The organism is Mycobacterium sp. E1747 (assembly GCF_001667775.1).
GTDB lineage: Bacteria > Actinomycetota > Actinomycetes > Mycobacteriales > Mycobacteriaceae > Mycobacterium.
Map to the genome: position 1 here is coordinate 40435 of NZ_LZJI01000218.1, position 11772 is coordinate 52206.

At 67.7% G+C, this 11772-nt stretch carries 11 protein-coding genes; 7 read left to right on the forward strand and 4 right to left on the reverse strand.

What is annotated here, in order from left to right; translation table 11 throughout:
- Positions 1–61: 61 nt before the first annotated feature.
- Positions 62–640: a cytochrome b gene (locus A5695_RS23450; RefSeq protein ID WP_068088045.1), complete on the reverse strand. Its 579-nt coding sequence runs from the start codon at positions 638–640 to the stop codon at positions 62–64.
- Entirely contained in the window at positions 637–1656 is a 1020-nt protein-coding gene (locus tag A5695_RS23455; protein WP_068088047.1) for a catalase family peroxidase, read from the reverse strand. The genes A5695_RS23450 and A5695_RS23455 overlap by 4 nt, the downstream gene beginning before the upstream one ends.
- A 439-nt stretch (positions 1657–2095) precedes the next feature.
- Between A5695_RS23455 and A5695_RS23460 the strand changes: the two genes are divergently transcribed.
- The 5 genes from A5695_RS23460 (at position 2096) to A5695_RS23480 (ending at position 6771) form a co-directional block, all read left to right on the forward strand.
- The gene (locus A5695_RS23460) at positions 2096–2473 is read left to right on the forward strand and encodes an STAS domain-containing protein (RefSeq protein ID WP_067279899.1); all 378 of its coding nucleotides are present in this window, start codon (positions 2096–2098) and stop codon (positions 2471–2473) included.
- Positions 2474–2529: 56 nt separating this feature from the next.
- Positions 2530–2973, forward strand: a complete 444-nt coding sequence (locus A5695_RS23465) for an ATP-binding protein (protein ID WP_068088068.1) — start codon at positions 2530–2532, stop codon at positions 2971–2973.
- Positions 2974–3220: 247 nt separating this feature from the next.
- Positions 3221–4981 (forward strand): amidohydrolase family protein, encoded by a 1761-nt coding sequence (locus A5695_RS23470; RefSeq protein WP_068088050.1) that lies wholly within the window; start codon positions 3221–3223, stop codon positions 4979–4981.
- 10 nt (positions 4982–4991) lie between these two features.
- Positions 4992–6341 carry an SRPBCC family protein gene (locus tag A5695_RS23475; protein ID WP_068088053.1) on the forward strand — a complete coding sequence of 450 codons (1350 nt, stop codon included), beginning with the start codon at positions 4992–4994 and terminating at the stop codon, positions 6339–6341.
- Between the two features lie 148 nt (positions 6342–6489).
- A complete protein-coding gene (locus tag A5695_RS23480; RefSeq protein ID WP_156749819.1) occupies positions 6490–6771 on the forward strand; it encodes a hypothetical protein in 282 nt (93 codons plus the stop codon).
- 14 nt (positions 6772–6785) lie between these two features.
- On the opposite strand, the gene A5695_RS23485 is transcribed toward A5695_RS23480, so the two are convergent.
- Together A5695_RS23485 and A5695_RS23490 are read right to left on the reverse strand one after the other, a co-directional pair.
- The gene (locus A5695_RS23485; protein ID WP_068088074.1) at positions 6786–7430 is read right to left on the reverse strand and encodes a response regulator transcription factor; all 645 of its coding nucleotides are present in this window, start codon (positions 7428–7430) and stop codon (positions 6786–6788) included.
- A gap of 17 nt (positions 7431–7447) precedes the next feature.
- Positions 7448–8665, reverse strand: a complete 1218-nt coding sequence (locus tag A5695_RS23490) for a sensor histidine kinase (protein WP_068088076.1) — start codon at positions 8663–8665, stop codon at positions 7448–7450.
- A 134-nt stretch (positions 8666–8799) separates the two neighbouring features.
- Between A5695_RS23490 and A5695_RS23495 the strand changes: the two genes are divergently transcribed.
- Positions 8800–9180: a hypothetical protein gene (locus tag A5695_RS23495; RefSeq protein ID WP_068088056.1), complete on the forward strand. Its 381-nt coding sequence runs from the start codon at positions 8800–8802 to the stop codon at positions 9178–9180.
- Positions 9173–11772 (forward strand): RND family transporter (locus tag A5695_RS23500; RefSeq protein WP_068088059.1); only part of this gene is annotated, 2600 nt, incomplete at its 3' end. The genes A5695_RS23495 and A5695_RS23500, both read left to right, overlap by 8 nt.

The window sequence follows — 11772 nt, forward strand, 5'->3', positions numbered from 1 at the left end:
GCGCCCTTGAAATAATCGTGCCGATCATATTCGGCCGATCAAAGCCCCAGACGTCAGGCCGTCACAGCTGGGCTTGGCCTGGTTGCGGGTTGGCGGGTCTGACGCGCCACAGCGCCATGCGATCGAGGAGCCGGTCGCGCAGAACGAGCGTGTGGAAGAGTACCGCGCACATATGGGCGGTAAACGTCATGAACAGCAAGAACGCGAAGACGCCGTGGCACTCGCGGAGCACCGCGAAGGCGTCGATGCTGTGCGGCGCGATGCCCGGCAGGCGCAATGGTCCGGCCAGGGTGACGGGGAACCGCGCCGCCGACAGCATCGCCCAGCCGGTCAGTGGCTGCGCCAGTAGCAGGGCGTAGAGCAGGCGCTCGGACCATGTCGCGATCCGCCGTTCGGCGCCGCTCATCGTGGACAGGAACGGTGGGGGCCGGTGCCTGAGCCGATTCGCCAGCCGCACGCCGGCGAAGATGAGGATCAGCACTCCTAGCGGACGATGGATGGCCAGCAGCAGCGGGTAGTAGCTCAGGGCCGCGACCATGGTGACACCGATCAGCAGCTGCGCGACGACCATCGGTGCCATCAGCCAGTGCAGCAGGCGCGACGGCAGCGCGAACCGGGCCGCGACGGCGCGGGAGGTCACTGCAGCACCCGGGAGACGTCGACTTCGCTTGGCCGCTTGGGTTCCTCGGCGCGACGCGTGAACGAGCGGGCGTAGACAGCGGACCTCGCGGCCAGCAGCGGGTCGTCGGAGGCGGTAATGCCGTCCGGCAGGACCAGTGGGTCGAAGTTGACGTCGCGGGCGTTGCCCGGCGCTTCGGTCTGCACTCCCGTGACGGTGATGGTGCCGGCCTCGATGGTGGGGCGCGGCGGCCAAGGCTTCGTCGCGTCGTGGGTGGGATCGGTCGGCTCGCCGACGGTGAGCACGAGCCGCCAGCTCAGCGGTCGCTGTGCGAGCACGTGAATGAGGTCGTCGAACAGGTAGTCCTTGCCGGCCCGCGCCGCCGCCGCAGCCCCCGTTTCCTGCGGAACGGCGGCCCAACGCACGGGGACGGTCGCTCCGGCGCCGTTGGTGAATCGAAACGCGTTCAATCCGTAAAACGTGCTGTCGGCGAACCCCGCGGTCGGCGGCGTTCCCTTGATGACCTTCATCGCCGCGACGGTCTCGGGATGGTGGTCGAGGAAGGCGGCCATCTTGGCGGGGTCCGGCTTACCCGTCTCCGGTTCGGGCCTGGACGCGAGCAGCCGGTCGTAGAACCCCTGGGGAGTGCTGTCCGGAAAGACGGGGATGTTGATCATCGCGGTGCGCCACTGTTCACCGCCGGGACCCTGGAACAGCAGGCCCAGCCCCCGGACCGTGGTTGGCATGTCCCGCTGATCCGGCAGACCGCCCGACAGGGAGAACCGGCCGATCACCGGCACGCTCCCCGGTCGGAAGACGCCGGCCCGGCAGACCGCCGCCCCCGCTCCGGTGCTGGCAAAAGTTCCGACCGCGCTGAGCCCCTTCGCGTGATTTCGCCGAAAACCCTCGTGCCGTCCGTAGACGTGCTCGAAGCGGTCGGTGAACCGGGGCGGCGTCAGGGCGCCGGGCCGCAGCCAGCCGCCGGCGTAGGCGAACCCGCCGACATCGACCGCGGCGATGCCCGCCACTGCGCCCATACCCAGCAATGCGCCCCGCCGGGTCAGGGCGTCGGCAAGGGACCGGGTGGGCTTACCATCGGCGGGTGGGTCGTCCTGCCGGCCTTCGTGATCACCGGACTCCACGGCTACCGCCCTTCCGCGTTCGTGCAGGCCACAAGGCCACGCAAGTCGCGCACGGGCCCAGCCCCTGCGCAACTCCTGCGGTGACCGTCGGACACACTCACACGACGGCGCGGGGGTGTTATTCGTTCACTTGTTTTCGGGTTGTTCGCGAAGTGTCATACCATCTACTGAGAACTTGCGGCTGCATCTGTGGCTAGCAGCGCAGATCGATGGAGTGTGTCTCCTCCGACGGGCAAGCGCTTTCTGTGGGGTTGAACAAGCAGCCCCCGGGCTTGGCAGTGGCTGTTTTGAGAGCTGACGGGTCCCGCACGGGACCGAATGTGAGTGATAGACCATGGGCGAACTAACCGGTGATCCGATCGATCCAACCGCTTTCTCGGTCGGAAAACAGCAGGTAGAACAGGCGGTCGTGCTCACTGTCTCGGGCGAGGTGGACATGCTCAGCTCTCCGCATCTGGCCGAGGCGATCCAGACTGCGCTGGCGACCAAACCAGCCGCGCTGATCGTCGACCTGTCGAAAGTGGACTTCTTGGCGTCCGCCGGGATGACGGTCCTGGTCACGGCACAGGCGGAGACTGAGCCGCCCACCCAATTCGCGGTCGTCGCCAACGGCTCGGCGACCAGCAGGCCGATCAAGTTGATGGGGATCGACAGCGTGCTCTCGCTTTACAGCTCGCTCGACGACGCGCTGAGCGGCATCGCTGGTGGGTGAACCTCGAGATGGGGGCACAGCTGGAAACGATGGGTCGCTCTGATCAATCGCACCACGTGTCACACACCGACGACCGGTCCCGCTTCGTGCGCAATCGCGTCGCCGCCGGCCCGCGCAGCGCGGCTCGGGCCCGAGCCGACTTCGGCGGCTGGCTCGAGACGCATTTCACCCTCAGTTCAGACCGCTTCAGCGACGTCCTGCTGGCGGTAAACGAGGCGATCGCCAACGCCGCGGAATTCGCCTATTGCGATGCCTCGCAGCGCGGCACGCTCGACGTGACCGCGGCCTATGACCGGCGGTCCGACACCCTGGCCGTGACCGTCGACGATCGTGGTCGATGGCGCCAGAAAGTCCCAGCCGCGCACCAGCACCAGCTCCGGGGACGCGGTATCCCGCTGATGGAAGTCCTCGCCGACCACGTGACCATCGACCGCACGCCCCGCGGCACCCGCGTCACGATGACGTGGACCGACCTGACGCGGCGGCCCAACGCTTCATAACTACGTCGCGCGCCAGGAACTGCTGAATACGGTCCTCGCGCGGCAGGACCGGACCGTCGTCGCGGGACGGTGGCGGGGCGTCGCCTCGCTCGAGGACCTGGAAACGGTCACCGCGCCGACGAGCTCGCTCCGACAAAGATTGCGCCGACCCCTATTGCGATGCCCGCCGCAACAGTTACGCTACGTACCGTAGCGTAATCACGCGGGTCTCGTCGCGCCTTCGGCCAATGGCGGCAAGGAGAGTCACATGTTCGACCTGAAGATCACCGGTGGCACAGTCGTCGACGGCACGGGCGCGGAGCGCTACCGGGCCGACATCGGCATCAAGGACGGCAAGATCGTCGACGTCGTCCGGCGCGGCACCGACGACCCCGCGATGGCGGGCGAAGCGGCCGAAACCATTGACGCGACAGGGCATGTGGTGGCGCCCGGCTTCGTCGACATCCACACCCACTACGACGGCCAGGTGAGCTGGGACGGCCTGCTCGAGCCGTCCAGCGGGCACGGCGTCACCACCATCGTGACCGGCAACTGCGGCGTCGGTTTCGCCCCGGTGCGACCCGGCACCGAGCAGTGGCTGATCGAGTTGATGGAGGGTGTGGAAGACATCCCCGGCAGCGCCCTGACCGAGGGCATCGAATGGGGCTGGGAGACCTATCCCGAGTACCTCGATGCGATCGGCAAGCACAAGTTCGCGATCGACGTGGGCAGCCAGGTCGCCCACGGCGCCATCCGCGCCTACGCGATGGGCGAGCGGGGTGCGCGCAACGAGCCGGCGACACCGGACGACATCGAGGCGATGGGCCGGCTGGTTCGGGAGGCGATCGAAGCCGGCGCGCTCGGCTTTTCGACGTCGCGCACGATGGGCCACCGCGCGATGGACGGCGAACCGGTTCCGGGCACCTACGCGGCCGAGGACGAACTCTTCGGCATCGGGCGGGCGATGGCCGCCGGCGGCCAGGCGGTGTTCGAACTCGCCCCGCAGGGATCTGCCGGCGAGGACATCGTCGCACCCAAAAAGGAGCTGGACTGGATGCGCCGGTTGAGCGGTGAGATCGACCGGCCGGTGTCCTTCGCCCTCATTCAGGTGGACGCCGACCCGAACCTGTGGCGCGAGATGCTGGACCTGTCCGCGGAGGCGCACGCCGAAGGAGCCCGGTTGTACCCGCAGGTCGCGGCGCGTCCATTCGGCATGATGATCGGATTCCAGGGCCATCACGGCTTCAGCCACCGGCCCACCTACCGCCGGCTGAAGGCCGAGTACGGCCGCGCCGAGCTCGCGCAGCGCCTCGCCGACCCCGCGGTGAAGGCCGCCATCCTTTCCGAAGACGACCTGCCCGCCGACCCGACCCTGCTGTTCGACGGCATGTTCGCCCTGGTGCAGCACTCGCTGGGACGGCTCTTCGCCCTCGGCGATCCGCCCGACTACGAGCCCACCCCCGACCGCACCGTCGCGGCCATCGCCAAGGCCCGCGGCGAGGACCCGCTGTCGACGCTTTACGACCTGATGCTCGAGCGGGACGCGACCGCGATGCTGATGTTGCCGCTGTTCAACTACGCCGACGGCAACCACGACGCGATCCGGGAGATGCTGCTGCACCCGGCCGGGGTGCTCGGGCTCTCCGACGGCGGCGCCCACTGCGGGATGATCTGCGACGCTTCCTATCCCACCTTCCTGCTGACGCACTGGGCCCGCGACCGGCGCCGAGGCGACAAGCTCGCGCTGGAGTACGTGATCCGCAAACAATCCCGCGACACAGCTCACCTGTTCGGGCTGACCGACCGCGGCACCATCGAGAAGGGCAAGAAGGCTGACATCAACGTCATCGACATGGACGCGCTGACGCTGCACCCCGCGGCGATGGCCTTCGACCTGCCGGCCGGCGGCAACCGGATCCTGCAGGGAGCCAGCGGTTACGCCGCGACGATCGTCAGCGGGACCGTGACGCGGCGCAACGACGTCGACACCGGGGCGCGCCCGGGCCGGTTGGTGCGCGGAGCGCGTTAGGGCTCCACGCGTGAACGCGCCCGCCGGCAATCCGGCCCGCACCCGTGACGAGGACGCGATCGGCACTCCGCCGGACAGCCCGACCCTGGTCCCCGCGCAGCGGTATTACTCGCCGGAGTTCGCCGCGCTCGAAATTGAGCGGATGTGGCCGAAGGTCTGGCAGCTCGCGTGCATGGTGGACCACGTCGCCGAGCCCGGCGACTACTTCGATTACCGGTGCGGACCGTACGGGGTGCTGATCGTTCGTGACGGCGACGGCGTGCTGCGCGCGTTTCAGAACGCCTGCCGGCACCGCGGGAACTCGGTGTGTGTGGGCTCCGGCTCCGGGCTGCGGGAGCTCAAGTGCGGCTACCACGGGTGGACCTGGGACCTGGCCGGAGCGCTCAAACGGGTGCCCAACCGCAAGGGCTTCGGATCGCTCAAAATGTCGGACTTCCCGCTGGTGCCGGTCCGGGTGGACACCTGGGAGGGACTGGTCTTCGTCAATCTCGATCTCGATGCGATGCCGCTGCTGAGGTATCTGGAGGCGGTGCCCGACGACATCGCCTGGTGCCGGCTGAGCGAGTTCCGTTGCTACGCCACGCTGACCGTCGAGGTCGACGCCAACTGGAAGACGATTGCCGACGGGTACAGCGAGACCTACCACATCCAGACCCTGCACCCGGAGTTGCTGCGCTGCGTCGACGACATTCATGCGCCCCAACAGATCTGGGGTCACACCGGCAAATCGGACCAGCCTTACGGCGTACAGAGCCCCCGCTTCGATGAAGAGCTGAGCGACGAAGAAGTCTGGGACGCTTACGTTTACACGCAGGGAGCGCTGATGGGCGCCGCCGAAGGCACGCCCTTTCCCGCCGGCGAACTCCGTCCCGGGCAGACGGTTCAGGACCTGATAGCCGAGCACACCCGGGCGTTTGCCGCCAGTCGCGGGGTGAGCCTCGAATGGGCGGACACGGACCGGATCACCCGGCTGCATCAGTACAACGTCTTCCCGAACATGACGCTGCTGGCCAACGCCGACCACCTCACCGTCATGTGCTCCCGGCCCGGCCCCGACCCCGACCACGGCGAGTTGGTCATGTTCCTGATGACCCGAATGTCTCCGGGCGCTCCGCACGCCAAGCCGACCGACGTCCGGGTTACCGCCGGGGCGGCCGACCCCGGCGTGGTGCTCACCCAGGACATCCAGGTGCTCGCGGGCGTCCAGCGCGGCCTACACCAACCGGGCTTCACCCACTTGGTGCTGTCCAGCGAGGAGCGACGCGTCATCAACATGCATCGCAACCTGGAACGCTACCTGGGCTTATCCCAATCCGAGCGGATCAGCGGCGGCTCAACGGCCCAATCGAGCTCACCGTAGTCCGCGTAGACACGACGTAATCGGGCCGATGCGATTTAGAATCCATTTCGTGATGACCCCGTCAAACCCGTGGGGGGACGACAGAGGGCAACTCCCGCATCAGCTGCGGATGCGATACAAACCACTCGCGCGACGACGCGCGCGCCGAATGTGCCAGAACTTCGAACGCGTCGGTGTCCGGACCGCACCTGAACGTGTCCGGGAGATGCTGGCGGGCGCGCCCCTGGCGGCTCATGAAGTGATGGACGTCAACTTCGCGCTCATCGCCCTGCAAATCGACCGTGAGGCACGCGCCGCGCGGTACAAGCGGCTGAAGCGACAAGGCACCCGCTCACTGATATTCGCCGGATTGGTCCTGGTGGTACTGAACTTCCTCATGTGCATGGCTTACGCCTTGCTGAACCTGGCGGAGCAGGGCGCGCCTCTTTAACTCGCTGAGCTCCCTTAGCGTGGAACGACAATGCCGTTGTCGTAGGCGTACACGATCGCCGCCGCACGATCCCGCAGATCGAGTTTCCCGAAAATCCGGCCAATATGGCTCTTGACCGTGACGCCGGAAATGCAGAGCTCGTCGGCGATCTCCGCATTGGAAAGACCCCTGCCCATCAGTGTCAGCACGTCGAGCTCCCGCGTCGTCAACTCGGCGATCGCGGCGCCGCGCGGGCCCGGGGCGGCCTTGCGGTAGGTGGTGAGCACGCGCGCGGTGACCGCGGGATCCAGGTAGCTGTCGCCCCTGGCGACTGCGCGCACGGCGCGGATCAGCTCCTCAGCGGACGAGTCCTTGAGCACGAACCCGGCCGCCCCGGCGCGCAACGCCTCGGACAGCAACTCGTCCTCATTGAAAGTGGTCAGCGCCAGAACCGGCGGCGTACCCCCGAGCCGGCGCGTCGCCTCGATGCCGTCGACTCGGCGCATCCGCAGATCCATCACGATCACATCGGGTCGGTTCGCGGCGACCGCCGCGGGCACCTCGTCACCGTCGGCGCATTCCGCAACGACGACGAAACCGTCCTTGCGGCGCAAGATCCGGCGCAGCCCCGAGCACACCAAGTCCTGGTCGTCAACGAGGAGGACCGTGATCTCGGACATTTCAGCCAGATTCGGGATCACGCTTTGCACCACCACGGGCGCCAACCGGTGTCACCCTCGTTCAGCGGTATGTCGGCGCGCACCGACCATCCGTCCTCGGTCGGCCCCGCGTCGATGGCCCCGCCCAGCAGCTCGACGCGCTGACGCATGCCGCGCAGGCCGCGGCCCTCGGCGGATTGCGGCGCGGTGATCGCCACCGGTAACCGGTTGTCGACCCACAGGCTGGCCGATGCTGCCGATACGTTAAGCCTGACTGTCGATTTCGAGTCGGGCGCATGCTTGGCGATGTTAGCCAAGGATTCTTGGGTGATGCGGTACAACGCGAGACCGACCGCGGGCGAGACCCGCTCAGTGCATCCGTCGATGCACAGCGCGGCGTCCAGGCCGGCGCGCTGAAAATCCGCGACAAGCACCCCGACGTCGTCTATGCCGGGTTCGGGCGTCGTCTGCGCGGCCTTGGTCGGTGAGCCGTCGAGAAGTCCTACGGTGCGCCGGATGTCGGCCATCGCCTGCCGGCCCAGGCGTTCGGCCTGTTCGAGGGCCTCGACCGCGTCGTCGATGTCGCGGTCCTGCTGCAACCCCCGACGCGCACCGGTCACGTGCAGCAGGGTGATGCTCAGCGAGTGGGCGATGACGTCGTGCACTTCGCGTGCGATGCGACGGCGCTCATCGCCCGCCGCATGCGCCGCCAGCATCTTCTGCGCCTCGATCTGTTCGGCCAGCAGTAGCCGTTGGGCACGCATGAGGTAGCCGAGCAGCCATCCCGCCGCCACGAACCCCAAATACAGCACCACCGCGTCGAGGCGGTGCAGCGCTGACGCGGCGAGCAGCAGCACCACCCCCGACGCCGCCGACATCAAGCCGCCCGCGATGGAGCTCAACGTCGTAACCGAAAGCACCATCAGCACGATCAGCGCCGGGGCGACGTCCGCGTGAATCGGGGTTGACGTCCCGAAGAGCATCATCGCGGAGGCCGCAAACCAAGTCGCCCACATCAGCCCGGGGCTGAGCTTCATGTTCAGGAAGAAAAAGAGCAGTGTGGGCGAGATGCACACCGCGAACGCGGCCAGCGCGACGGGAAGGTCGGCGCTGGGTCGCTGCAGGATCGCGATCACTCCGGCGACCACCTCGGTGGCATCGACGGTGATCAGCGCCGCCCAGGTGATGCCGACCGGAATCAGCGCGTTTCGCCGGCGAAACTGTTCGCGCAGGTATGTCGTTGCAGCACGCAACATCGTCCAATCGTAAAAGGGCACGTCACCTTGCCACATCATGCCGTGGGCGGCAGTCGCCTCCGCCCGTGGTAGGAGGGAAAGACTGCACTTCGGCACGACGCGCAAGGGGTGGCCGTTTTCCTAGCGTTTCAGCCATGACATGGACACTGCTGCACGACCGGATGGCCTTCATGGCCGAAGTGATCAAAGCCGCCGAGACCGACCCCCAGGCGGCACTCGCTTTGGTCGCCGACTCACCCGAGGTGGCCGGGCTGTTCGGCGACGACGAGGGCCTGCTTCTTTCGCTGGGACAGCGCTGGATCACCATGCTGGTGGCCAAGCTGGACCAGGCCGAACACGAGGGCGTGTCGGCCGAGCAGGCACGGGCCGATCTCGAAGCCACCGAACCCGGACTGCACGCACTGGTGCGACTCGGCTCCCGGCGGTCGCTCCGGGTGCGCTCCCTGACGCGCGGCGAGCACGTGGCGGTGGGACTCTTCGGTGGACCCAGCGGCGATCGGCAGACCGTTGCATGACAGGCCGGGACTGATCTCGCGCTTCACCGGTCGATACGCGGCCCTGATCGTCGGGCTGTGGGTACTAGCGGCCGGTGCCGCCAACCTGGCCGTGCCCCAGCTCGAGCGTGTGGTCGACTCGCATGCCCGTTCCTTCATGCCTGCTGACGCACCGAGCGCCGTTGCCGCCTCGCGGGCCGCCCGGCTGTTCGATCAAACCCCAAGCAACAACTTTGTTTACGTTGTGCTGGAACGTGATCGGCAGCTAACCCCACGCGACCGCCAGTTCTACGACGCGCTGACGACAACGCTGCGCTCCGATCGACGGCACGTCTATGCGGTGACGGACCTGTGGTCGCAGCCCGCTACGGCCGCAGGTGCTCAGAGTTCCGACGGGCGAGCCGTCAGCGTGATGGTCCGGCTCGCCGGGATGCTGGGCACCGCGCAAGCACGCGACTCGGTCAGCGCAGTGCGCACTGCCGTCCAGAAGCTTTCGCCGCCGGCCGGCCTGGAAGTCCATGTCACCGGACCCGGCGCCACTATCGTCGACGAATTCTCCGCGATCGATCGGCAGATGCTCGCAATCACCGCGGCCACCATCGGTCTCATCCTGCTCCTGCTGTTGATGGTGTACCGATCCCCGATCGCGGCCGCGATTCCGCTGATCTCGGTCGGGCTCGCCCTAGCCCTGGCCCGCGCCGTCGTCGCCGCGCTCGGCCAATCCAATGTCGTTGAGGTCTCACTGTTTTCGGTCGCCCTCATGGCGGCCATGACGCTCGGGGCCGGCACCGACTACGCGGTCTTCCTGGTTGGCCGTTACCACGAGGCCCGCCGCGGCGGCATCGCACCGACCCAGGCGTTGACGCAGGCCTACCGCTCGATCGCCCCCGTCGTGATCGGGTCGGGACTGACCGTGTCGGTGGCGCTGGCATGTCTGGTTTTCGCCCAGGTGGGGTCGTTCCGCAGTGCCGGGTTGCCCTGCGCCATCGGCATTCTGGCGACCATGGTGGCGGCACTGACCCTGACGCCCGCCCTCATGAGCCTGGCTATCCGGCGCGGCTATCTCGAACCCCGCCCGTCGACGACGGCGCGGCGCTGGCGCCGGGTCGGGACGGCGGTCGCGCGCTGGCCGGGTCCGATCCTGACCACCGCGGCCGGGTTGACCCTGCTGATCGCACTGCCGCTGGCCGGGATGCGGATCGGGTTCAACGAACCGGCCGCCACACCGTCATCCGCCGACTCCAACCGCGGCTATCTCAGCGCCGATCGGCATTTCGCCGCCAACGCGCTGTTGCCCGACGTCATCGCGATCCAGGCCGATCACGACCTGCGCAACCCGGCCGGCCTGATAGCCATCGAGCGAATCACGCGCCAGATCATGACCGTACCGGGTGTGCGCGCGGTGCAGTCCGCCAGCCGGCCCGACGGCAAGGTCCCCGAACAGGCAACGGTGAGCTACCAGGCCGGCGTGCTCGGACGGCAGTTCGACGAGACCGTGGACTCGCTGACCCAGCGCCTGAAGCGGGTCTCGCAGCTGGATGCCGCCCTGGCGCAGACGCAGCTCGCGGTGGACGGCCTCGGGAATGGATTGCGTGGTGGCAGCGCGGGATTGGCCGATGTGTCCGGTGCCGCAGAAGACATGCGCGCCGGCATGGACGGGCTGCAGCGCAACGTCACGACCGTGTCGAGTTATCTGGACCCATTGCGGGACTTCGTCGGGCGGACTCCGGACTGCGCCTCCAACCTCATCTGTTCGACCGTGGATCGAGTGCTCCAGCCGGTCGACAGCCTGGTGCAGACCTCCTCGCGCGTGGAGGCGGGAACCGCGAAACTGACCAGCGGCTCGAACATGGCCGCCACGGCGATGGCCGGCCTGCCCCAGAGCGTCGCGTCGATGAAAGACGCTTTGGCACAGGCGCGTTCGGCCACCCATGAGCTGCTGAGTCTGTCCGACACCCTCGGACCCCAGATGCGCCAGTTGACCGATTACCTGAGCGAGATGGCGACGCAGTTTCAGGGCAGCGCGGCGGCGGACTTCTACATGCCGCAGCGGGCGTTGACCGATCCGCGATACGCCGCCGCGTTGGGCCACCTGATCTCCGAAAACGGGCGCGCCGCTTACCTACTGGTGTACGGCGACGGGTCGGAGTGGGGCGGTGACGGCGCCAAGCGCGCGGACCTGGTCAGGACCGCCATCAAGGAGGCCACCAAGGAAGGCACCCTGACGCCGGTGGAGGTGGACCTTGCCGGCGTGGGCCCGGTGACGGCCGACCTGCAGCGCTTCGTCGCCGGCGACACCAAGCTGCTCGTCGGCGCCGCGTTGGTCCTCATCTTCTTGATCGTCACGGCGATGCTGCGCAGCCCGGTGGCGGGGTTGGTCGTCGTGGGGACGGTCGTCACTTCCTATGCGTCGGCAGTCGGTGCGAGCGTGCTGATCTGGCAACACCTGCTCCACCACGATTTGCACTGGGCTGTCGCGCCGATCGCATTCATCGCGCTGATCGCCGTCGGTGCGGACTACAACCTCCTGCTGGCACTGCGCATCAAACAGGAAGCGTCGGCCGGCCTCAAGACCGGCATCATTCGCGCCTTCGGTGGCACCGGCGGGGTGGC

Bases quoted from the DNA above. Each gene is read 5' to 3' on its own strand.
- A5695_RS23455 (WP_068088047.1), bottom strand. From the start codon at position 1,656: ATGGGCGCAGTGGCGGGCATCGCCGCGGTCGATGTCGGCGGGTTCGCC.
- A5695_RS23460 (WP_067279899.1), top strand. From the start codon at position 2,096: ATGGGCGAACTAACCGGTGATCCGATCGATCCAACCGCTTTCTCGGTC.
- A5695_RS23470 (WP_068088050.1), top strand. From the start codon at position 3,221: ATGTTCGACCTGAAGATCACCGGTGGCACAGTCGTCGACGGCACGGGC.
- A5695_RS23480 (WP_156749819.1), top strand. From the start codon at position 6,490: ATGTGCCAGAACTTCGAACGCGTCGGTGTCCGGACCGCACCTGAACGT.
- A5695_RS23485 (WP_068088074.1), bottom strand. From the start codon at position 7,430: ATGTCCGAGATCACGGTCCTCCTCGTTGACGACCAGGACTTGGTGTGC.
- A5695_RS23490 (WP_068088076.1), bottom strand. From the start codon at position 8,665: ATGTTGCGTGCTGCAACGACATACCTGCGCGAACAGTTTCGCCGGCGA.
- A5695_RS23495 (WP_068088056.1), top strand. From the start codon at position 8,800: ATGACATGGACACTGCTGCACGACCGGATGGCCTTCATGGCCGAAGTG.